At 63.2% G+C, this 22,740-nt stretch carries 17 protein-coding genes and 1 pseudogene; 12 read left to right on the forward strand and 6 right to left on the reverse strand.

Annotated features, from left to right (window positions below; translation table 11 throughout):
• Nucleotides 1-220: 220 nt before the first annotated feature.
• The 5 genes and pseudogenes from VC352_RS25625 to VC352_RS23970 all read left to right on the forward strand — a co-directional run.
• A pseudogene (locus tag VC352_RS25625) lies at nucleotides 221-1,042 on the forward strand (cache domain-containing protein); the annotation flags it as partial.
• Between the two features lie 12 nt (nucleotides 1,043-1,054).
• Nucleotides 1,055-1,897, forward strand: a complete 843-nt coding sequence (locus tag VC352_RS25630; protein WP_416340232.1) for a methyl-accepting chemotaxis protein — start codon at nucleotides 1,055-1,057, stop codon at nucleotides 1,895-1,897.
• 104 nt (nucleotides 1,898-2,001) lie between these two features.
• Nucleotides 2,002-2,661: a paraquat-inducible protein A gene (locus VC352_RS23960; protein WP_322982006.1), complete on the forward strand. Its 660-nt coding sequence runs from the start codon at nucleotides 2,002-2,004 to the stop codon at nucleotides 2,659-2,661.
• Nucleotides 2,648-3,265: a paraquat-inducible protein A gene (locus VC352_RS23965; RefSeq protein WP_322982007.1), complete on the forward strand. Its 618-nt coding sequence runs from the start codon at nucleotides 2,648-2,650 to the stop codon at nucleotides 3,263-3,265. Before VC352_RS23960 ends, VC352_RS23965 begins: the two co-directional genes overlap by 14 nt.
• Nucleotides 3,258-5,561, forward strand: coding sequence for a PqiB family protein (locus VC352_RS23970; protein ID WP_322982008.1), 2,304 nt, complete (start codon nucleotides 3,258-3,260; stop codon nucleotides 5,559-5,561). The genes VC352_RS23965 and VC352_RS23970 overlap by 8 nt, the downstream gene beginning before the upstream one ends.
• A gap of 126 nt (nucleotides 5,562-5,687) precedes the next feature.
• Here VC352_RS23970 and mksF read toward each other — a convergent pair whose 3' ends face one another.
• The 3 genes from mksF to mksB all read right to left on the reverse strand — a co-directional run bounded on the left by mksF (nucleotide 5,688) and on the right by mksB (nucleotide 10,569).
• Nucleotides 5,688-8,519: an Mks condensin complex protein MksF gene (gene mksF / locus VC352_RS23975; RefSeq protein WP_322982009.1), complete on the reverse strand. Its 2,832-nt coding sequence runs from the start codon at nucleotides 8,517-8,519 to the stop codon at nucleotides 5,688-5,690.
• Nucleotides 8,516-9,208 carry an Mks condensin complex protein MksE gene (mksE, locus tag VC352_RS23980; protein ID WP_128578176.1) on the reverse strand — a complete coding sequence of 231 codons (693 nt, stop codon included), beginning with the start codon at nucleotides 9,206-9,208 and terminating at the stop codon, nucleotides 8,516-8,518. Before mksE ends, mksF begins: the two co-directional genes overlap by 4 nt.
• 119 nt (nucleotides 9,209-9,327) lie before the next feature.
• Nucleotides 9,328-10,569 carry an Mks condensin complex protein MksB gene (mksB, locus tag VC352_RS23985; protein WP_322982010.1) on the reverse strand — a complete coding sequence of 414 codons (1,242 nt, stop codon included), beginning with the start codon at nucleotides 10,567-10,569 and terminating at the stop codon, nucleotides 9,328-9,330.
• A 278-nt stretch (nucleotides 10,570-10,847) separates the two neighbouring features.
• On the opposite strand from mksB, the gene VC352_RS23990 reads away from it, so the two are divergent.
• The 6 genes from VC352_RS23990 (at nucleotide 10,848) to VC352_RS24015 (ending at nucleotide 18,578) form a co-directional block, all read left to right on the forward strand.
• The gene (locus VC352_RS23990; protein WP_322982011.1) at nucleotides 10,848-11,876 is read left to right on the forward strand and encodes a DUF6160 family protein; all 1,029 of its coding nucleotides are present in this window, start codon (nucleotides 10,848-10,850) and stop codon (nucleotides 11,874-11,876) included.
• A 2-nt stretch (nucleotides 11,877-11,878) separates the two neighbouring features.
• Nucleotides 11,879-12,934, forward strand: a complete 1,056-nt coding sequence (locus VC352_RS23995; protein ID WP_322982012.1) for a hypothetical protein — start codon at nucleotides 11,879-11,881, stop codon at nucleotides 12,932-12,934.
• Nucleotides 12,921-13,511 carry a DUF6160 family protein gene (locus VC352_RS24000; RefSeq protein ID WP_322982013.1) on the forward strand — a complete coding sequence of 197 codons (591 nt, stop codon included), beginning with the start codon at nucleotides 12,921-12,923 and terminating at the stop codon, nucleotides 13,509-13,511. Before VC352_RS23995 ends, VC352_RS24000 begins: the two co-directional genes overlap by 14 nt.
• Before the next feature lie 11 nt (nucleotides 13,512-13,522).
• A complete protein-coding gene (locus VC352_RS24005) occupies nucleotides 13,523-15,844 on the forward strand; it encodes a DUF6160 family protein (RefSeq protein ID WP_322982014.1) in 2,322 nt (773 codons plus the stop codon).
• 248 nt (nucleotides 15,845-16,092) lie between these two features.
• Nucleotides 16,093-17,190, forward strand: coding sequence for a carboxynorspermidine decarboxylase (locus tag VC352_RS24010; RefSeq protein WP_322982042.1), 1,098 nt, complete (start codon nucleotides 16,093-16,095; stop codon nucleotides 17,188-17,190).
• Nucleotides 17,191-17,333: 143 nt separating this feature from the next.
• On the forward strand, nucleotides 17,334-18,578 hold the full coding sequence (locus VC352_RS24015) for a saccharopine dehydrogenase family protein (RefSeq protein WP_322982015.1): 1,245 nt from the start codon (nucleotides 17,334-17,336) through the stop codon (nucleotides 18,576-18,578).
• 64 nt (nucleotides 18,579-18,642) lie between these two features.
• Here the strand turns inward: VC352_RS24015 and VC352_RS24020 are convergent, their stop codons facing one another.
• Genes VC352_RS24020 through VC352_RS24030 form a run of 3 tightly spaced genes read right to left on the reverse strand, consistent with a single transcriptional unit; the run spans nucleotide 18,643 to nucleotide 21,672 of the window.
• Nucleotides 18,643-19,944 carry a citrate:proton symporter gene (locus tag VC352_RS24020; RefSeq protein WP_322982016.1) on the reverse strand — a complete coding sequence of 434 codons (1,302 nt, stop codon included), beginning with the start codon at nucleotides 19,942-19,944 and terminating at the stop codon, nucleotides 18,643-18,645.
• Between the two features lie 55 nt (nucleotides 19,945-19,999).
• Complete coding sequence (locus tag VC352_RS24025; RefSeq protein ID WP_322982017.1) at nucleotides 20,000-20,323, reverse strand: hypothetical protein; 324 nt, start codon at nucleotides 20,321-20,323, stop codon at nucleotides 20,000-20,002.
• Nucleotides 20,323-21,672 carry an acyclic terpene utilization AtuA family protein gene (locus VC352_RS24030; RefSeq protein ID WP_322982018.1) on the reverse strand — a complete coding sequence of 450 codons (1,350 nt, stop codon included), beginning with the start codon at nucleotides 21,670-21,672 and terminating at the stop codon, nucleotides 20,323-20,325. The genes VC352_RS24025 and VC352_RS24030 overlap by 1 nt, the downstream gene beginning before the upstream one ends.
• 110 nt (nucleotides 21,673-21,782) lie before the next feature.
• Between VC352_RS24030 and VC352_RS24035 the strand changes: the two genes are divergently transcribed.
• Nucleotides 21,783-22,721, forward strand: coding sequence for a LysR family transcriptional regulator (locus tag VC352_RS24035; protein ID WP_322982019.1), 939 nt, complete (start codon nucleotides 21,783-21,785; stop codon nucleotides 22,719-22,721).
• Nucleotides 22,722-22,740: the final 19 nt, after the last annotated feature.

A 22,740-nucleotide genomic window follows, 5' to 3' on the forward strand; every position in this document is an offset into this window, starting at 1 on the left:
CCATGTGAGAGTAGGTCATCGTCAAGCTCCTATACGAAACCCCAGATCGCCTAGCGGTCTGGGGTTTCTTCTTTGCGTGCGAAAAATGAATGCGGAAAGTAGGTTGGGCCAGGACTGCATAGCGGATGATTATTTCTACATTATCCCCTTCTCTTGTTAAGGATTTATCCTGGCGCAGAAGATATATTGGCGCCATAAATCCAATAGTCAGGGGTGTGATATGAAATGGAATATTCGCAATAAAGTCCTGCTGTTATCCCTTATCCCTGCCTTTCTTACTGCGCTCGTCGTGCAGTTATTGGCGTTCTCCGAACAGCAATCACTGAGCGAACGCACGCTCGAGGAGACGCGGCAGACCTTGCTGAAAACGCGCAAGGACGAGCTGCTGAGCTACCTGGATATCGCCTTTGCCGCGATCAAGCCGCTCTACGACAGCCCCGATGCGCAAACACCCGAAGTCATGAAGCAAGCGGCGGATCGCTTGCGTGAGTTGCGCTACGGTGCTGAAGGCTATTTCTTCGGGTACAACGACAAGGGCGACCGTATCTTTCTCGCCGGAAAAGACGAGGGCAAGAACTTCTGGGATCTGCAGGATACCCAGGGCACTTACCTGATTCGCGAGCTTATTGCTGCGGCCAAGCGTGGCGGTGACTTCGTCACGTACTACTTTCCGAGACCCGGTAGCGACACGACCTCCTATCCGAAGCTGTCCTACTCCCGTTATCTGGAGAAGTGGGGTTGGACGGTAGGTGCAGGCTTTTATATCGATGGCGTCGACACGCTGATCAATGATCAGTTGAAGCAGCAGCAAAAAGCGCTGGATGAGTTGCGCCTGAAACAGTGGTTGACCCTGGCTGTTCTCTTGTCCGTCCTGGCGGGTGTGGCTGTATGGGTGGCCGCGTCCATCGTGAGGCCGATACGTCAGCTTACGAGCAATTTGCAACTGCTGGCTTCGGAGGAGGGCGATCTGGCTCATCTTCTGCCTGTCGATGGCAACGAAGAAACGGCGTCGATGGCCGGTGCCTTCAACCTTTTCGTCGGCAAGATCCGTGACATGATTCTGGAGCTGACACGTTGTGTGCATGCTCTTCAGGAGCGTAACGAGCAACTGCGCCTGAGTACCCAGCAAGCCGCCGATGCTCTGGTGCGGCAAACCGCCGATGCCGAGCATGTCACCCATGCGATGGATCAGATGGCCCTGGCGACCCACAACGTCGCCGAATCGGCGCAAAGTGCCGCTCAGCTCACGCGTGATACCGATGATCAGGCCCGTGCCATGCAGCTCAACGTCGACGAGACCATCGAGGCGATCAGTGGCCTGGCCGGTGATATCGAGAAGGCAGCCGAGGATATCCAGACGCTTGGCAACGATGTGGAGTCCATCGGCTCCATTCTCGATGTGATCCGCGCCATCGCAGAGCAGACCAATCTGTTGGCATTGAACGCAGCGATCGAAGCCGCTCGTGCGGGTGAGCAGGGACGAGGCTTTGCTGTGGTCGCTGACGAAGTGCGTTCGCTGGCTTCGCGTACTCAGCAGAGCACGCAAGAAATCCAGGCCAAGATCAGTCAGTTGCAACAAGGTGCGCGTGCTGCTGTGGCGACCATGCAGGGTAGCCTCAAGGGTAGCGAGGCTGCGGTGGCCAAGGCCAACGGCACGGGGCAGATCCTGGCTGGCGTGAGTCAGGCGGTCTCGGATATTACCGGTATGAACAATCAGATCGCGACGGCAGCCGAAGAGCAGTCGAGCATCGGGGCTGAGGTGAACCAGAGCGTTGCGCAGATCTCGCGTCATATCAGCGAGACGCAGAGCATGACCGCGCAGAACAATGACATGAGCCGCGATCTGGATCGCCTGACGCGTGAACTGGATCAGTTGATTCGTCGCTTCAAGGTCTGAGCCGTCGCTGGCCCTGCTGTTCAGGGCAACGCTTCGATATATACGCCAGGCCTCTCTGAGAGTCCTGCGCTCGGTTAGAATGGGCCTCCCCGTGTGGAGGCTCCATGGCCGAATCGCCCCATGACATCTCATTGTCCTCGCTGCCGATAAGCGCGCTCGTCGCCTGCCACGAGTGCGATTTGCTGATGCGCAAGCCTCACCTGAAGGACGGAGAAAGCGCGCAATGCCCACGTTGTGGCTATGAGCTCTTCAGTCACCGTCACCATGTGGTCAGGCGTAGCCTGGCGTTGGTGCTGACGGCTTTACTGCTCTACGTTCCCGCCAACTTTTTGCCAATCATGCAACTGAACCTGCTGGGGCAACGCTCGCAGGACACCGTCTGGAGTGGTGTGCTCGGTCTGTATGAGAGCGGCATGCAAGGCATTGCCGTGGTGGTGTTCCTCTGCAGCATGGCCGTGCCGTTGCTCAAGCTGTTATGCCAGTTGCTGGTATTGCTGAGCATCCGCCTGGATTGGGGGCGTAGTTACGGCTTGTTGCTGTACCGGATCTATCATCACCTGCGCGAGTGGGGAATGCTCGAGGTCTATCTGATGGGCATTCTGGTAGCCATGGTCAAACTGATGGATCTCGCTGACCTGAGTCTGGGCGTTGGTCTGTTCTGCTTCGTCGCGCTGTTGCTGGTGCAGGTCTGGTTGGAGGTGACGATGTCACCACACCAGATCTGGGCAGCTCTTTCCGGGGAGAATGTGCATGCGTGCGATTGATGCCGGCTTGCTGATTTGCCACGAGTGCCATCAGCTCAATCCCGAGGAGCCTGAGGCCGAGCACCAGTATTGCAGCCGTTGTGGCGGGCAGGTTCATGCGCGCCGACCGAACAGCCTGGTGCGCACCTGGGCCTTGCTGCTGACTTCGGCGCTGCTCTATATCCCGGCCAACCTGTTGCCGATCATGACGGTGAACAGTCTGGGCAAGGGCGCGCCCGCCACCATCATGGGTGGTGTGGTCGAGCTGCTTCATCACGGTATGCTACCGATCGCCGCCGTGGTGTTCATCGCCAGTATTCTGGTGCCCACCTTCAAGCTGGTGGGTATCGCCCTGCTGCTGTATTCGGTGCAGCGTCATCAGCCGATGTCGGCGCGCCAGCGCATCATCATGTACCGCTTCATCGAATGGATCGGCCGCTGGTCGATGCTCGACATCTTCGTCATCGCCATTCTGGTGGCCGTGGTTAATTTTGGCAGCCTGGCCAGCATCGAAGCTGGAGCGGGTGCTGCCGCCTTTGCCAGTGTGGTGATATTGACCATGCTGGCTGCACTGACTTTCGACCCCCGCCTTATCTGGGATAACACGGAAACCGATCATGACTGACCTTCCTCTGGCCAAGACGCGTCCCGCTTCGAACTGGTCGGCCATTTGGGTGTTGCCCCTGATCGCCTTGATGATAGGTGGCTGGCTGGCCTGGCGTGCCTACAGCGAAGCCGGTATTCAGGTGGAGTTGGTGTTTGCCAGCGGGGAAGGCATTCAGGCTGGCAAGACCGAGCTGATGTACAAGGGCATGGCGGTCGGCAAGGTAACGGCCATCAGTCTGGATCCATCGGATGACAAGCGTGGTGTGTTGGCGCAGGTCGAGGTGAACAAGGAAATCGAGCAGTTCCTGCGCCAGGGGACTCGTTTCTGGTTGGTCAAACCCAATGTCAGTCTGGCCGGTATCAGCGGCCTGGAGACGCTGGTTTCCGGCAACTACATCACCTTCAGCCCCGGCGAAGGCGAGTCGGCGCGCAGTTTTATCGCCTTGGATCAGGAGCCGCCGATGGGCGACGACGTTCCGGGGCTGCACATCACGCTAAAGGCCGACCGACTGGGCTCGCTCGATCGTGACAGCCCGGTGTTCTATCGACAGATTCAGGTCGGGCGGGTCAAGAGTTACACCTTGGGCGATGACCAGAACACGGTTGAGGTGAAGGTGTTCATCGAGCCTGCTTACGCGCATCTGGTGCGCAAGCACACGCGCTTCTGGAACGCCAGCGGCATCAGCGTCGATGCAGACCTGTCCGGCTTCAAGCTGCGCAGCGAGTCGCTAGCCAGTATCGTCGCCGGGGGTATCGCGTTTGCCACGCCCGAGCACCGTAAGGACAGCCCGCCCACCGACCCTGCGTTACCGTTTCGTCTTTACGAGAACTACGACGAGGCCCAGGCGGGTATCAAGATTGTCGTTACGCTCAGCGACTTCGAAGGCTTGCAGGAAGGCCGCACGCCGGTGATGTACAAAGGCATCCAGGTGGGTTCGCTGAAAACCATGAAGGTCGACCGCGATCTGAAAAATGCCACGGCCGAGCTGACCATCAACCCGCAGGCCGAGGAATACCTGGTAGAGGGAACGGATTTCTGGGTGGTCAAGCCGTCCATTTCTCTGGCCGGCATCACCGGTCTCGAGGCGTTGGTCAAGGGTAACTACATTGCCGTACGTCCCGGTGAGAAGGGCAATCCGCCGGCGCGCAATTTCGTCGCTCGCAGCAAGGCTCCGCCTCTGGATCTGGGTGCGCCGGGCCTGCACCTGGTGCTGTTCACCGATCAACTGGGCTCCATCGAGGTCGGCAGTCCAGTGCTCTACAAGCAGATCAAGGTGGGCTCGGTGCAGAGCTATCAGCTGGGACGCGATAACCGCCAGGTGGTGCTGGGCGTGCACATCGAGCCGGACTACGTGCACCTGGTGAACACCTCTACGCGGTTCTGGAACGCCAGCGGCATCACGCTCAAGGGCGGGTTGTCGGGCGTCGAGGTCAAAAGTGAATCCCTGCAGACGCTTTTGGCGGGCGGCATTGCCTTCGAGACGCCGGATCTGCAAGCCGCCAGATCCGACCGTCAGGTGCAGCGCTTCGTGTTGCATGCGGATCGCGACAGCGCCTTGCAACTGGGCAAGCAGATCACCATCCGCGTGGTCGATGGCGATGGCCTGCAACCCGGCACACTGCTGCGCTACAAGGGTCTGGAGGTCGGCAAGGTCGAGAATCTGAGCCTGAGCGATGACCTGCAGACGGTGATCCTGAATGTGCGGATCACCCAGGCGGCCGATCAGATCGCCCGCGAGGGGACGCAGTTCTGGGTAGTGAAGCCGGAGCTGAGCCTGACGCGGGCCGCGAACCTCGGCACGCTGGTCAGCGGCCAATACCTGGAAGTGCAGTTGCCGGCGCAGAAAGGCGCCCGCCGTACCGAATTCACCGCGCTGGCCAGTCCGCCGAACCAGGCGGTGCGCGAGGAGGGTTTGCACCTGGTGCTGAGCACGCCACGTCGGGGTTCGATCAAGCCGGGGGTGATCGTCAGCTACCGAGAAGTGCCGGTGGGCAAGGTGGTGGATTTCGAACTGGGGCCGACCTCGGATCGTGTATTGATCCACGTACTGATCGAGCCGCGCTATGCGCCATTGGTGCGCTCGGGCAGCCGCTTCTGGAATGCCAGCGGTATCGGTGTCGACGCAGGGCTGTTCAAGGGCGTCAAGGTGCGTACCGAATCGCTGGAGGCGTTGCTCGAAGGCGGCATCGCCTTCGCCACGCCGAACAATCCGGAGATGGGCGGGCCGGCTCAGCCGGGGCAGACGTTTGCACTGTTCGACGAGCCGCAGGAAGCCTGGATGCAATGGGCGCCGAAGATCGTGCTGGAGCAGTAAGACAATCATAGAAATGAAAGGGGCCGCAGTGAGCGGCCACTTTCATTTTGGCGGCTATAAAAGCTCGCGGCTAAAGCCCCTCCCACGGTCATGGTATCCGTAGGAGCGGCTTCAGCCGCGATGGGCTCAGGCCAGCTCTGTGCTTTCTTCCTGCGCTGGCGCCTGAACCTTGGCACTTTCGCGTGGCTTGATGAACTTCCAATCCGCCTCGTCGATATAGATGCCGTTGGGGCCGCTGCCGCCTTCCAGGTCGATGGCCACGTGGGCCGAGACCTGCGGCTTGACCGAGGCCAGAATCGGCACGAAACCGAGCTGCAGGCTGGTTTCGATCAGCGCCTGCTGGTTGCGTTCATCGATATCCGCCGCCTCGTCGAGGTAGTAGGGCAGGCGCACGCGACCGGCCTGCTCGCGATCCATCAGGTGCAGCAGCAGGTACATGTTGGTCAGCGCCTTGATGGTCATGGTGGTGCCGTTGGAGGCGGCACCATCGATGTCGGTGTGGATGATCGGTTGGCCATGCACCTTGGTGATCTCGAAGGCCAGTTCGAACAGATCCTTCAGGCCCAACTGGTTGCCGTTGGCGGCGACCAGGCGCGACAGGTAGTCCTTGGCTTCTTCGTTCTTGGCATCCTGATCGGCCGATTGCGAGAGGTCGAACACCGACAGGGTTTCGCCTTCCTCATACTGACCGGCGCTGTGGATGATCTGGTCGATATGGCGCAGGGCTTCCTTGTTCGGTGCCAGGACGATGCGGAAGCTTTGCAGGTTGGAGACCTGGCGCTTGTTGATCTCGCGGTTGAACAGCGCCAACTGGTGCTCAAGGTTGTCGTAGTCGCTGCGGATATTGCGCAGGGTACGGGCGATATCGGTGACCGCTGCACGGCGCGCCTTGGCCAGGGTCAGGGCTTCGTCCTGGCGGTGGGCGTAGGCGTTTACCAGTAGTTGCAGGCGGCGCTCGACATCATCTTCGCTGTCGAACTTGGCCACGCCCTTGAGGCGTACCTGGGCGTACAGCGCTTCGATCTGACCGTCGATGCGCTGCAGCGCCTGCCAGGTGTCCTGGTAGTCGTTGAGCAGCGGCAGCAGGTTGTCCAGCGAGTCGTCCACCGGCTCCATGAACGGCGTGCCGAAGGGCAGATCGGCTGGCAGCAACTGGCGACGACGCAGGGCGTCTTCCAGGGTGCGTTCCTTGGCTTCCAGATCGGCCAGTTGACGGCCAACCAGTTGCAGCTTGGCGGACAGTTGCTGCACGCGCTCGGCGAAGGCATCGCTGGCGCGCTTGAGTTCGTCCTGCGCGCCTTCCAGTTCGGCCAGGCGCTCCAGCTTCTGCGGCTCCTCGGCGGCCAGGGTCTGGCTCTTGCGGAAGTCTTCCAGGGCCTTCTGCGCATCCAGCACGGCCTGGTACAGGGTTTCAGCCTGGGCCTTGCTGGCGGCGCGGTCGGCGGCGACCGACTGCTGGGTCTTGAGCTGCTTGAGCTCGCGCTCCAGGCGATCCTTCTGGTCGCGCAGGGCGGCGCGGTCGGCCAGTGCCTGCAGGGCGGGCGGTTCGATATGGCTGAGGTCGATGGACAGGCCGGGCACGGCGAAGGTGTCGCCCTTGAAGCGATCCAGCACCGCTTCGACCGCCTTGACCCAATCGTCACCCTCGGCCTGGATGCCTTTCTCACCGAGCGGCAGGCTGAACAGCTGGCCGTTGAACAAGCGCATTAGGCGGTCGACATCGGCCTGGCTGAATTCCTCGCGCAGGCGCGAGTAGCTGTTGTTGTCAGCGTGGTCGAGTTGCTGCTTGACCGACTTGAGGCGTTTTTCCAGATCGCGCAGACGCTCGTCCAGGTCTTCGCTGGAGAACTGCCGCGACTGCGCCAGGGCACCGGCCAGTTCGTCGTGGGCGTCCTTGGCGGCGAGCAGTTGTTCTTCCAGCACCTTGGCGTTTTCCACCAGGGCGAAGCGATTCTTCAGCACGGACAGTTCGCCTAGCCAGCGCTGGATCTCGCTGATCTCACGCTCCAGGCGCATCAGCTCACTGGTGCCGCCGCGCTGTTCGTTCTGCAGGCCGTCCTGCTCGTTGCGGTAATGCTCGGCCTGGATCACCAGTTCTTCCTTGCGCGCATCGGCGTAGTCGTGCCAGGTGCCGAGCAGGTTGTCGAGCAGCGGCGAGAGGCGGTGTAGCTTGCCGCGCAGCACTTCGCGCTGGGCCACGCCGGCCGCCAGTGCCTCGATCTGCGGGCCGGCGGTCACCAACGCCTGGTAGTCCTGCTCCATGCGGCGTACGTCGCGGAAGGCTTCTTCGGTGGCGGCGATGTAGTCGACGCTGCCTGAGCGCAGGCTGTGCTCGAAGGCATCGAGGAACAGCTGCTTGAGCTTGGCGGCGGTAATCTCGCGCATGTGCAGCAGGTTGATGAACAGCGCGCGGAAGGTCTTCAGGCTCTGCTCGCTGGTCGAGCGCAGCGGGATCAGGGTCAGATCCAGCGGGATGCTGGTGTGACCGCCGACCAGCAGGCGACGCAGTTCGTCGGGCTTCAGTTCGTAAGCGGTGATGCCGGCCTGGCCGAGGTTCTTGAACAGCTCGCGCTGACGCAGGCAGGTACCGTTCTGCTGATAGTGCTCCAGATCCAGCTCGCCGGCGTAGGCGAAGAACTGGTGACCGAAGCCGCCCCCCGGGCCGCGACCGGCCACGCCGATCACGTGCGGGCCGTGGGGCAGGGCAACTTCGACGAGGATGTAGCTGGTGTCGCTGGCGAAGTAGAACTTGCGCGAGGCTTCCAGGCTGTACTTGCCGAAGCTCATGTCCGACATGCGCGCCAGGATGGGGAACTGCAGGGCGTTGATCGAAGCGGATTTACCCAGGTTGTTGGCGCCGTAGACCGACAGCGGGTTTTCCAGCGGGAACAGGCCGAGGCTGTAGCCGGCAGTGTTCAGCAGGGCGAAGCGGCGGATGCCGTAGCGTTCCTGGCTCATGCGTCCATCTCCTGTGCGGCGCGTTCTTCGGCCATGGCGCGGGCCAGGGCGTCTTCCTCGGATTCTTCAGCGTCCACGGCTTCGAGCGGATCGGCGTCGCCGTCATCGTCCAGCAGCACCGGTGCCGGCAGCGGCAGGTCGCTGCTGTGCAGGCTGGCGGCCAGGTCGCGGTCGTGCTGCACCGACAGGCAGACGTCGAGGAAACGGTGCATCGGCGGCAGGAAACGGTACACGCCGTTGCTGTCCTCGGCGAAGCCGAGCTGGATGAGGCGACGGATGATCTTGTCTTCCAGCTCTTCGAAGGTGGTGACTTCGGCCTGCAGGAACAGATCGCGGTACTTCTCCAGCAGCGCCGGCAGCTCGTCACGGCCGATGCTGCCGCCGTCGAGCACGGAAAGCGGATCGCGGCCCTGGTCGGCCAGGTGCTCGACCAGAATGAAGGTGAACAGCGCCAGACGCTGGGCGGTTTTGTTCACCTGCGGCGCCACCTGCTCGGGGACGAAGTAGTAGAAGCCGCGCGGATCACAGACCAGCTCGAAACCGAGGGCGCGGAACAGCGCCCGATACTGATCCTGCATGCTCGACAGCTGGGCGTAGCACTCCGGCTCGCTGCGCGAGATGTGGTAGCCCTTGAACAGGTCGCGGAAGGCCGCCGCGAGCTGGGTCATTTCTTTCAAATCAATGTTCATACGTCGTGCTCACGGGCAAGCGTAGGGTGGACGGCGCTTTATCCGTCCACCGCATGGCAATCAACAAGGTGGACAAAAGCAGGCGCTGGCTGCGCCCCCCGATCCACCCTACGTAAAAATCAGGCACTGGGGCGACCCACCAACGCGTAAGAGCTGATGCTGATTTCATGCTCGCGGGTCAGGTAGGTCTGGCGCTCCAGACGGTCGCGCTGGAAGCGCGATTCACGCGACAGGCGCGAGAACCAGTAGAGCAGCTCGTCGGTGGCGCCTTCCGGTTCCTGCTCCAGCAGCCAGGTCATCAGATCCGGCAGCGGCAGGGCCTGTTCGCAGCGCTCGATCATTTCCCGCGCGGTCTTTGGTGCCTTGGGCGCGCCGCCCTTGCGGCTGCCACTGGCCTTGGGGAAATGCGCCGGCTTGGCTTCGAAGCGCGCCAGGGCGTAGACGTAGGCCTCGACCTGGCTGGCGCTGCCTAGGAAATTGCTCTGCGGCCGGGTGAACAGCGGCATGGCCGCCTGCGGTACGGCGTCGATGCCCTTCTTGCGGATCACCGACAGCGCCAGTGCGGCGCCACGGGTCACGGCGTTGTGCCGGCGGGCTTCCTCGCGCAGCGGTAGCAGCAGCTCGCGCGCTTTGCGCAGGGTCAACTGGGCGGTGGTCTGCATCTCCAGGATGCGCGCGTGGGTGCGCAGCAACAGATCATCGTCGACCAATTGGCCGAGGCGCTGCTGATCGCCGAGCAGGCGTAGCAACACCTGTTCGACGCGGCGCACACCCTGCTCGAAGGCACCGTCTGCGGCGACCAGTTGAATCATCGGCTCGACATATTCGTCCCAGGTGGCGAGCACTTCGGCGTAGCGCTGGCGCAGGGGAATCTGCCGGTCGCTGGTCTTGGCCCGGTCGGCCACGCTGACCAGCGCCTGTTCGTCATTGGCCAGTTTCTTCAGTACATCGCGCACGCGCATGTCGAGTAGGCGCAGCTGGCGCGCCAGGTCGTTGGCGTCGCGTACCTCGAAGGCGTCCTGGATATAGCCGGCCAGGCGCTCCAGATGGCGCAGGTAGGCTTCGATCTCCAGACACAGGCCGAGGCGGTGCTCGCGGCGCAGGTAGGCGAGAAAATCGTGGATCTGCGCGTTGAGCTCGAAACGATTGGGGCTCTTGGCCACCGGCACCAGGATGTCCAGACGAATCCAGGTGTCGAGCAGGGCTGTGGTGTCGCTGGGCGTGGCGTCGGGCAACTGCGTGGCGAGCTGGCCGCGCAGCTCGACCAGACTCAGGGTGCCGGCGTCGAAACGCTCGCAGAGCGGTTCGAGCAACGTCCAGTGTTCGGCGAGGGCGCGCAAAACGCGCTTGGGATCGATCATCGAGGCGCCGGGTTCCAGGCAAGTGAAAAGGGGAGATTGTACTGCAAGCAGTGGGCCGGGTTTGAGTCCGAATCGATCAGAGGCAGGTGCCGGGTGAGTTGTTACGTCAATGGGGCCAGCGGTAACACCTGGCGTATCGAGTGGCTGGCGCAGGATGCGTTGGCCGGTATTTTCTCGACTATGGGTCGGGCCGCTTGCGCGCTGATGTCCCTATAGTGGCCACAAGGGCTCGAGTCGCGGTGCTCGACGATCCGTACAAGAAGAAAAGGAGTTTTGCCATGCGCCAGTCCGTCCGTTTCGTCAGGCATGCCCTGGCGCTCGTCTGCGCGGCGGCCTGCGCCGCCCCGGTTCAGGCCGCCATGGTGCCGCTGGCTGACAACGAGCTGTCGGACATCACTGGCCAGGCCTTCATCAACCTGACCACTGACAGCAATGCCGGTATCAACTACACCCGGGTCAACCTGGGTCTGAGCCTCGATACCCAGCTCAACGTCAAGAAGCTGCAACTGGGCCAGTACGACCGCAGTGGTGAGACCGCCGGCAGCTCCGACATCCTGATCAACAATTTCGCCTTGGGCACGGTCGGTGCCAACGACAGCATCAACCCTTTCAAGATTACCAACCCCTTCATCGAACTGGCCTACGACGGCAACAAGGTGGTCGGGGTGCGCATCGGCTTTGGTGAGGCCAAGGGGACGCTGTCCGGTGATATCCAGAGCCTGACCGGGAACATTCCGGTGCATATCAAGGGTACGGGCGATGCCATCTACAACAAATCCAACTTCGCGCAGCAGACTGCGCTGTTCCTGGCCGGGGTGTATCGCAGCAGCATCGTCGAGGCCGACGCAACGCTGGTCAGTTCCGGCGGTGCCAGCGACCCGGTGAGGGGGACCCTGTCGGGCATCAAGAATGGCGACGGGCTGACCTGTACGTCCGGTTGTGCGGGGGGCTGGACCGATGCGCTGCTGGGCGCCTTCGCCTCGAACAACTGCGCGATCCTGGGTATCCAGACCTGTTTCAACCTGTCGCAATTCCAGTCGCTGCCGGTGGGCAATACCGCCGATATGTCGAGCATGCAGGGCGCGGCCAAGGGCTTCTTCATTTCCCTGCAGACGCAGGACGTGGCCTGGCGCGACATGGACAGCAACGCCTTCATCACGGCGCTGAAGGGCGCGTTCATGAACCTGCCGAAATACCGCGACGCCAATGGCAACCTGGTGGCGCCGATCAATATCGACTTCAACCAGGCGTTCAACGGCATACCGCGGCAGGACACCTGCCTCGGCACTCCGACGGCTGGGTGCTGATCATGAACCGGGCGCTGTTGGGGGGGCTCCTGCTGCCGGCCGCCGTGGCCTCGGCCATGGAGCCGTTGAGCGACCAGGAAATGTCCGCCGTGCAGGGCGAAGGCCTGGGCTTCGTGCTCGACCAGGTGTTGCTCGACGGTTCCGGCGCGCAGATCGTGATCAACGACATCACCGACGGCCAGGGGCGCAACGTGCCGATCTCGGTGAAGAACCTCTACCTCGGCGCCGCCGGCAGCAACAAGGGCAGCAACCTCAATCCGGTGACCATCGGCAGCCTGGATCATCCGTTCGAGCTGGAACTGGCCAAGGGCGAGGAATTGCGCACCCTGCGCGATGACGGGCAGTGGGTGCAGACCACGCCGAGCAACATCACCGTGCTGTCGTTCAAGTTCCCCGAGCGCCTGGTCGCCGGTGGCAACCCCTGTATCGATGGCTATGCGGCGGCCGGCTCGAACTGCTCGACCGCCGCTAGTGGTCGCGCCGACCTGGGCGTGCGCTTCGATTTTCAGGTCGCGGCGGGGCGCACCGAGATGCTGGCACTGGATTTCCACCAACTGGTGATGGATGGCTCCTACCTGCGCCTCTGGGGCGATCCTGGGCAGAACGGCAACGGCGAGCTGGTTGGCGAGGCGCGCATCAACATCTTCGCCAAGACGCTGGAAATCATGTCCTGCGCCCAGGCCAGTTGCGATATCACCGGCGAGACCGCCGCCCAGCGCGGCGCCCGCACCCTGTATGTCACCAACGGCTACGCCAACATCGCCCTGGGCTACGGCAAATCGCAACCCTTGCGCCTGCGCTCCAGCGCCGATGGCCAGTTCGTTCTGGAACTGCAGAACCCCACCGCCAGCGGTACTACCACCGCGCAACGGCAGGCACTGGCCAGCGACTTCTACGCCAATGCGCCACGCACCAATCTGGTTTTCGAGAACCTCAACGTCGGCGGTGTGCGCAGCAGTGCCACTGCCTTGCCGACCGGGGGCTACAACTTCGGGCGCAACGAGATTTCCGGGCTGAGCTTCAACTACCTCAAGGTGAGCAGCTATGACTTGCGCTAACGCGGCAGCCGTCCTGCTCGCGCTGTTGCCGGCGCTGGCGCTGGCCGAGCTGCAGCCGATGGATGATGGCGACCTCAGCCAGATGAGCGGGCAGGGGGGCGTGTACCTGTCCGGTGAGTTCAGCATCAACAAGAACGGTGGTGTGCTCTGGGATACACCGACCATGAACAATCCGGCGCAGTGGACGGCCAATCAGCGCAGTTGCGCCCTGGCCGGCGCCGCTACGCCCGAGAGCTGCGGCATGCGTGTGGCCGTGCGCACCGGGGCCACGTCCGGCTGGTACGTGCTGGACAATATCAAGGGCATCTTCAGCTTCGAGGGTCTGACCCTGGACACTCGCTCGCTGACCACTGCCAATGGCGAGCGTGAGGTGCTGGCCATCGGCCTGCCCAACCAGGTGCGCTTCAAGGACGGCAACCTCACCTTTGCCGTGGCCAGCCAGGGCGGTTGGAAGAACAAGGTGCTGAGTACGGCCGCGGGCGGTGATCCGAGCTATCAGCAGACCACGCTCTTCTCGGCCAAGATCGACGGCAGCGTGCGCATGCAGGGCAGCGTGCTGGTCTTCCCGACGCCCTGAGGAGCCCATCCATGACACGTCACTGGTTGCTTTGCGCCGTACTCTTCAGCCCGCTGCTGCAGGCCATGCAGGCGCTGGACGACGAGGGGCTGGCGGATGTCAGCGGGCGCGGCGGCATCAGCCTGGAAACCTCCGGCGGCGGCTGGTCGGCCGGCAGCCTGGATTACACCCAGGATGGCCAGACCCTGCGCCTGGAAGGTGTCAGCAACCGCCCGCAGCAGGCTGGTAGCAGCTCCAGCACGCAGATCGACGTGGTCGACGATCAGTTGCGTGTCGAACATCAGGGGCGTGCCGAGCAACTGAGCGTCGAGCGTGTCGGCTTCGTTGGCAGCGAGCGCAGCTTCGGTGCCTTCCGCGCCTTCTACACCCTCGGTGCCAGCCTGCGGATCAGCGGTGGCGGGGCCAGCGGGGTGAGTGGCTTTCGCCTCGATGAAAGCCACCTGTCCCTGGATGCGGTGACCTTCTATTACCGCGACAACGGTTTCGACCTGATCGTGCGCGACGCCTCGTTCGATGCCTACCTGCACAACGCCTATCTGGACATCGTCAGTGGCGGTGATGGCTCGGCCGTGCGCCTCGACCTGGGCGACAGCCGCTTCCTCGCCCATATCGGCGGCATCGGCCTGGATTTGGCGCAGGGCGACCCTGCTGGCGTAAGTGTCACCCCTGGCGTGGCGGATACCCGCTACGCCGATCAGGCCCGCAGCTTCGGCCAACTGGACATGGACTTGCGTCTGGGCGGCAGCATCCGCATCGCCGCCGGTGGCGCCAGCGGCGAAGGCTTGCGCCTGACGCCCAATATCACCATTGCCAACAGCCTGTTCCAGTACAAGGACGACGGCGTGCTGCGTGCGGAGAACTTCAGCGGGGTGCTCAGCAGCCAGAATGGCATTACCCTCGACCTCGGTGAGGACGGCAGCGGCCGTTACGTGCAGGTGGCGTTTCAGGATCTCAAGTTCAGCGCCAGCCTCGGCGGCCTGATCATCGGCAACCCGAGCAACCAGAAGATCGGCAGCCTGGCTATGGAACTCAACTTCCGCGACGAGGGCGCCTGGCGCAACCAGCTCAAGCTGCGCCCAGGCGCGGCAGCCAATGCCGGCCAGCAGGGGATTGGCGGGGATGTGTCGTGGAACATGGTCAGCAGCTCGGTGTCGCTCACCGATAACGGCAACAGCATGTGGTTCAGCGGCCTGCGTACTCATGGCAGTGGCCAGTTCGGCATCGACCTGACGCGCAGTTGCCTTGCTGGCGCTGCGTCCGGCTGCTACGCCGGTAGCCTCAATACCCAGGTTGACAGTGGTGGCTACGATGGCCACTTCGACGGGCTGCGCCTGAGCCTGCAGAACGTCAGCGGCAGCTACAGCTTCGACGGGCTGCGTGTCGGGCGTGCCGATGCACCGCTGCAGGGCGGCACCGAGCTGCTGGTGCTGCTGGAGGTGTTCCCCGCCTACGACTTCAACCTCAACGGCCAGCTCACCCTGCGCCCCGGTGGCGCCAGTGGCGATGGCCTGCGCTACAACGCCGATTTCGTCGTCACCAACGGCAATGCCGCCATCACCGTTGACCAGGCGGGCAAGGGGTTGTGGCTGGCTGGTACGCGCTACGACATGCACTTTCGTGAGGGCTCGCTGGACGTGACGCAGAACGGCATCCAGCTCAACCGTGGCACCTACTGGTCGACCCTCGATGTGCACGATGTCCGTTGGGGCGACCGCAGCAGCGGCGACAGCCTGGGGCGCATCGTGCTGCGCCGCTACGAGCAGGGCTCGACGCTCAGCCTCAGCTCCGGTGGTGCCGGAGCGCTGTGCGTCGGCGGCAGCGGTAGCAACGCCACGGCCTGCTCGGCCAGCGGCGGGCGCTGGGAGGATCGCGGCAACGAAGGGCTGACGGCGGGGCTGAAGAACGTCTTCGTCCATGATGCCTCGGGCAATCCGGCAAACAGCGTATCGACCAGCGAAAAGCGTAACCAGCTGATCGTCGAGACGGATCGGGTGGGCGGCATCAATGGCACTGGCGCGCAACTGGTGGTGGACAACTTCTATACCTCCGACGCCAACCCGAGCGATGCCAATGCCAACACCTACGGCGTGCGCGTCGGCCTCAACCTCGATGTGGCGCCGACCAAGGTCTGCGACAAGAGCGCCAGCGGCTGCCCGCAGGTGTCGCCCGACCCGCTGGGCTTTGCCGTCAACGGTCAGGTGCAGTTCAAGGAAATCAACGTCGACCGCATTCAGAACGTGCATCCCACGGGCGGGGCGGTTACCTCCATGTACGGCATCAAGCTGCAGAACGCCGATATCCGCGCCAACCTGACCGCCACGCCGATCAACTGACGGGTCTGTGGGCTGCGGCTGTCGCGGCTAAAGCCCCTCCCACAGGTGCTTCCGCATCCAGCCGTCATAGCGCTGTAACCGCTCTGTCTTAAGGTCTTCGTCCAGGCGGGCCAGGCTCCGGTCATTACCGGTTGTACAAAAAATCTCCAATGCCCTTTCGATATGCGCCGGTTATCGGCACAATTCGCGTCCACTTTTTTCCGGGGGGCTGAATGTCCTCCTTTGTCCGACCTTGCTGGGGCGACGAGATGATCCAGACGCCGTACTACCTCATCGACAAACAGAAGCTTCTGGTCAACCTGGAGAAGATCGCCTACGTGCGCGAGAACTCCGGTGCCAAAGCGCTGCTGGCGCTGAAATGCTTCGCCACCTGGTCGGTGTTCGACCTGATGCAGCAATACATGGACGGCACCACGTCGTCGTCGCTGTATGAGCTGAAGCTGGGCCGGCAGAAGTTCGCCGGCGAAACCCATGCCTACAGCGTGGCCTGGGCCGACGACGAGATCGAAGAGATGGTCGCCAACTGCGACAAGATCATCTTCAACTCCATCGGCCAGCTCGAACGCTTCGCCGAGCGGACGGAAGGCACCATCCGTGGCCTGCGCGTCAACCCACAGGTGAGCAGCTCGGATTACCTGCTGGCCGACCCGGCGCGCCCGTTCAGCCGCCTGGGCGAGTGGGATCCGGCGAAGATCGAAAAGGTCATGGGGCAGATTTCCGGCTTCATGTTCCACAACAACTGCGAGAACGGCAGCTTCGAGCTGTTCGACAAGATGCTGACCACCATCGAGGAGCGCTTCGGTCACCTGATCGCTCAGGTCGAGTGGGTCAGCCTCGGTGGCGGCATTCACTTCACCGGCGAGGGCTACCCGATCGATGCCTTCTGCGCGCGTCTGAAAGCCTTCTCCGAGAAGTACGGCGTGCAGGTGTATCTGGAGCCGGGCGAAGCGGCGATCACCCTCAGCGCCTCGCTGGAAGTCACCGTGCTCGACACCCTGTACAACGGCAAGCATCTGGCCGTGGTCGACAGCTCCATCGAAGCACACATGCTCGACCTGCTGATCTACCGCCTCAACGCCAAGATGGCGCCTAACGACGGCGAGCACACCTATATGGTGTGCGGCAAAAGCTGCCTGGCCGGGGATATCTTCGGCGAGTACCAGTTCGACAAACCGCTGCAGATCGGTGATCGCCTGTCGTTCATCGACGCCGCCGGTTACACCATGGTCAAGAAGAACTGGTTCAATGGCCTGAAGATGCCGTCCATCGTGGTGAAACAACTCGACGGTAGCGTCGAGGTGGTGCGCCAGTTCGAGTTCGACGATTACCTGTCGAGCCTGTCCTAACATCGTTGCGGTGGGCTGAAGCGGAACGCCGCCCGGCCCACCCTACGGCTTACGCCTTGCATGGCTGGTAGGGTGGGCTTCAGCCCACCTTCGTGACACACATCAAACGCTTTCAACAACGCAGTTCCCTGGAGGTGAAACAATTGAAGAAGAATGTCCTGATCATTGGTGCAGGAGGTGTTGCCAAGGTGGTGGCCCATAAGTGCGCGCAACACAACGACGAACTCGGTCGTATTGCGATTGCGTCGCGCAACATCTCCAAATGCCAGGCCATCATCGACAGCGTACAGGCCAAGGGCGGACTCAAGCAGCCCGGCGAGATCAAGGCCTATGCACTGAACGCCCTGGACGTGGAAGCGACCAAGGCGCTGATTCGTGAAACCGAGTCGCAGATCGTCATCAACGTGGGCTCCGCCTTCCTCAACATGTCCGTGCTGCGCGCCTGCATCGATACCGGCGTGGCGTATCTGGACACCGCGATCCACGAAGACCCGAGCAAGATCTGTGAAACCCCGCCGTGGTACGGCAACTACGAATGGAAGCACCTGGCCGAATGCCAGGAGAAAGGCGTGACCGCCATCCTCGGTGTCGGCTTCGACCCGGGCGTGGTCAACTCCTACGCCGCTTTGGCGCAACAACAGTACTTCGACACGATCGAGTCGATCGACATCCTCGACGTCAACGCCGGTTCGCACGGCAAGTACTTCGCCACCAATTTCGACCCGGAAATCAACTTCCGCGAATTCACCGGCACGGTCTACAGCTGGCAGAACAGCCAGTGGGTGAGCAACCGCATGTTCGAAGTCAAACGCACCGACGATCTGCCGGTGGTGGGTGAACAGAACCTGTACCTGACCGGCCATGACGAGGTGCACTCGCTGTCCAAGCACCTCGACGTGCCGAACGTCCGCTTCTGGATGAGCTTCGGCGATCACTACATCAACGTCTTCACCGTGCTGAAGAACCTCGGCCTGCTCTCCGAGCAACCGGTCAAGACCGCCGAAGGCCTCGAAGTGGTGCCGCTCAAAGTGGTCAAGGCCGTGCTGCCCGATCCCGCCTCGCTGGCGCCGGGCTACAGCGGTAAGACCTGCATTGGCGACCTGGTCAAGGGCACCAAGGACGGCCAGCCGCGCGAGCTGTTCATCTACAACGTGGCCGACCACGAAGACGCCTTCGCCGAGACCGACAGCCAGGGCATTTCCTACACCGCTGGCGTCCCTCCGGTTGCCGCCGCGCTGCTGGTGGCGCGTGGCGAGTGGGATGCCAAGCGCATGGTCAATGTCGAAGAGTTGCCGGCCGAGCCGTTCCTGGGCCTGCTGGATGTGATGGGCCTGCCCACGCGCATCAAGGATGAGCACGGCGACCGTCCGTGGAATCAGCCTGCCTGATTCGCTGCGCAGCATGAAAAAAGGATCGCCTCGGCGATCCTTTTTTCTTTTCAGTGGCCTGGTTTCAGACCGTGACCACGCCGAAGAGCACGGCGGCTGCCAGCATCACCAGGCTGATACCCCAGGCCCACAGCGCGGTATAGCGGATGTGCTTGTACAGCTCGACACCCGCCAGACCGATGGCCAGGTACACGCTGGGCACCACTGGGCTGACGCCGAAACCGGTGTTCTCGCCGATCAGCATGGCCTTGGCCACTGCGGCCGGGTCGACACCTGCCGCCACCGCGACATCGCGGATCACCGGCAGCAGGGCGAAGTAGTAGGCATCCGGCGAGAACAGCATGCCCAGCGGCACGCCGAAGGCGCCGATGATCACGTGCAGCCAAGTTGCCGAGCCTTCCGGCAGTACGTTGATCATCCAGTGCGCCATGCCCTCGGACATCCCCGTACCGGACAGCACGCCGAGGAGGATGCCGGCAGCGAGCATCACCAGGGCCATCTGCAGGGCGTCGCTGGCGTGGCGCATCACCGCTGCATTCTGTTCGTTCAGGCTGGGATAGTTGAGCACCAGGGCCAGGCCCAGGCCAACCATGAAACAGGCGAACAGCGGGAAGGCGCCGGTGAACAGGCAGGCGAGAATGGCCAGGGTGAGGGCCAGATTGCCCCAGTAACGCCAGGTGCGTGGGCTGAGCAGCGCCGCATCTTCGCTGGCCGAGGTCGTCGCTGCGTGTTCGCTGATGTCACCAATGCCAGCCAGGCTGCGCTGTGCGCGGCGGCCGAGGAACACCGCCAGGCCCATCACCAGCGCCAGGCCGATCAGCTGAATCGGGATCAGCGAGATCCACAGCTGCGAGGCATCGATACCGGTCACGGCGGAGGCGCGGGCGGTAGTGCCGCCCCAGGGCACCATGTTCATCACCCCAGCACTGAGCACCACCAGGCACAGCAGCATTTCCCGTTTCATCCCCAGGCGCAGGTACAGCGGCAGCAGGGCGGGAATCACCAGCAGGAAGGTGGCGGCGCCGATGCCGTCCAGGTGGGTGACCGCCGTTACCGCAACCGTCACCACCGCCACTGCCAGCGGCTTGCCGCCGGTGCTGCGCAGCAGGAAGTTGACCAGCGGGGCGAACAGGCCGCGCTCGCGCATGATGCCGAAGTAGAGGATGGCGAAAATGAACAGCGTTGCCGTCGGGGCCACGGACTTCAGCCCCTCGGTGATGAACTTGCCGATTTCGGCCGGGGTGAACCCGGCCAGCGCACAAGCAATGACCGGCAGCAGGGTGAAGGCGACTAGCGGGGTGATACGTCGCATCAGGATCAGGGCGACGATGACGAACATCAGGGTGAAGCCGAGGGCAGTGATCATGCCGGTGTCTCCGGTTTTATTGTTGTTGGAGTCGAGGTGAGCGGGGAAGGGCGAATCAGCCTGGCGGCGGCAGTCTCAGGTCGAGCAGCAGATAGCTCAGGCTCTTGCCGTGCCGGTCGATGCCGGGGCTGGCGTTGACGCCGCCTTCCAGAGCGTCGTCGACGACGAAGTTGAGGCCGCCCAGGTTGGGCAGCTCGTAACGCCGCACCTGGCCGATGCGCCGATGCGCCAGGCAGGCGGCGACGCGCTCGGCGGTCAGCTCGGCTACCAGCCAGGGGTAATGCGCAGCGTTATAGGCGAATACCGCGACGCTCAGGGTGTTGCCCTTGTCGCCCGCGCGGGCGTGGGCGTAATCGCACAGCAGCACTTCGGCGCTCATCAGTACCACTCCACGTATTGTTGAACCTGGGCGCGCTCGATGAGAAAGCTCGCGGTGGACAGCGACTCGCTCAGGTAGCGGCGTACCCCGCCGCCGCCGGCCGGGCCATTGGTGTAGAGCGATTCGGCGTCGAGCAGCAGGCGTTCGAGCAGCGCCTTGTCGCGGTCGATGAAGCTGATGCGCAGGCGCACATCCTGCGCCGCCTGCGTGTCTGCCAGGCGTGCGTCCAGCCACTGGCCGGCGCGGTCATTGAACAGGCTGGCGACGCCGATCAGGTCGATCCAGGGCGTCAGTTGTGGTGCCAGGCGCGCGCTGCGTTGCAGCAGGATGTCGCGGGCCAGGGCGGCGCGGGCCAGGGCGCCGGGGCCGGCGTAGGAGATTTCCGCCTCGGCGAACCATTTGCCGCGCAGGCCGACCAGCCCTTTGAGGCGCTCCGGGCGGGGATGACCGCGCACACCCTCGACCGCGACTCGATCAGCCGCCACCTGGCGCACGCGCACCTGGCTCAGGTCGAGGGTCACGTCCGGGGTCAGGTAGGCCGCCGGGTCGTGGACTTCATAGAGCAGTTGCTCCTTGACTGTCTGCTCGGTGACGCAGCCGCCGGTACCGGCGGCCTTGCCGATGATGATTTGCCCATCAGCCGTCACTGTGGCGATGGGGCAGCCAGGGTTGGCCGGATTCGGCACGTCCTTGAGGCCCGGATGGGCGAAGTAGCCGCCCGTGACCTGGGTGCAGCATTCGAGCAGATGACCAACGGTGGTGGCCAGCGCCAGGCGATCCCAGTCATCGGCCTGCCAGCCGAAGGCGTGGCACAGCGGGCCGACGGCCAGGCTGGGGTCGGCGACCCGGCCGCAGATCACGATGTCGGCGCCTGCGTTCAGCGCCTGGGTGATGCCCTCGGCGCCGCTGTAGACGTTGACCGACACCACCTCGCCATCCAGGGATTTGGGTAGCCACTGTTGCAGGTCGATGTCGCTGGCCAGCAGATCGTCACCCAGTACGCAGGCGATGCGCGCTGTCGTGTGGCATGTGCCCAACAGATGCTGGCGCAGGCGTCGGGCGGCCGCTGCCGGGTTGGCCGCACCGCCGTTGCTGATGATCGGAATGCCGGCGTTCAGGCAGGTTTCCAGCACCGGTTCGAGAAACTCGAATAGACGTGCGGCGTAGCCGCTGTCGGCATCGTTCAGGCGGCGCAGTTGCGCTTCGGCCAGGGTGCGCTCGGCGAGCAGTTCGAAGAACAGGAAGCGCCGTCCGTCGCGACCTGCCAGGTCGTTGGCGAGCGCCAGAGCGGCATCGGGGCGGTCGTTGGCAAAGCCAGCGCCACAGCCGATATGCACGGTTGTTGTCATTGTCGAGCCCGTTGGCAATTCGGTAGGGCACCATCCTGAGCGGGCTGTATTAAGTTGTGAATTCGAAATGTGGTATCAATTGATAAGACATTTTTATAAGAGGTGGCGCCATGGACGTCAGCTTTCGCCAGTTGCAGGCCTTCGTGCTGATCGCTGAGCACCGCAGTTTCAGTCGTGCCGCCGAGCGCATCCACCTGTCGCAGCCGGCGCTCAGCTACAGCCTGCGCAAGCTGGAGGACGCTCTCGGGCTCGCCTTGCTGGCGCGCAATACGCGCAGCGTGGAGTTGACCGAGGCCGGGCTGCGCTTTCTCGAACAGGCAAGGCGGCTGCTGCGCGACATGGACAACGCCGTGCACGATGCGCGCGAACAATTGCACCTGGAGAGCGGCTCGCTGCGCATCGCCGTGCTGCCCTCGGTGGCCATCGAGCCGCTGCCTCGGGTGCTGCAGGAGTACCGGCGGCGTTATCCCGGTATCGACATCAGCCTCAGCGATGGCCGCGCCGGGGAGATCCGCCAGTGGGTCAGCGCCGCCGAGGTGGATTTCGCCATCACCTCGGCGGTGGACGATCTCGGCGCACTGGATTTCCAGCCGCTGTACGACGACAGCCTGGTGTTGCTGGTGCGCGGCCATGAGCGTCTGCGCGGCAAGGCGTTGCTCGCTGCGCTGCGCGAGCAGGACTACATCGCCACGACGCGCGACACCAGCCTGCGCGGCATGGCTGATGAAACGCTGCAGCGCATGGGGTTGCTGCGTGAACCGGCGTGGGAGGTGGCGTACATGAGCAGCGCCGCCGCATTGGCCCGCGCGGGATTGGGTTTTGCGTTGTTGCCGGCCAGCGTTGCCGACACCTTCAACAGCGATGGCAGCCTCGCGGTGCATGTATTGAGCGAAGCGCCAGCGCGCAGCATCGGCCTGCTGCAACGCAAACCGTGCTATCTGAGCCCACCGGCACAAGCTTTCGTCGGCCTGCTGCGACAGCAGATGGGCGGCGCTCAGGGGCTATCCGCGACCGTCGATTCACGCGACAATCGCCCCCCACTCGAATGACCCCACGGGATACTGCTGC

The organism is Pseudomonas sp. C11 (genome assembly GCF_034683865.1).
Taxonomy (GTDB): domain Bacteria; phylum Pseudomonadota; class Gammaproteobacteria; order Pseudomonadales; family Pseudomonadaceae; genus Aquipseudomonas.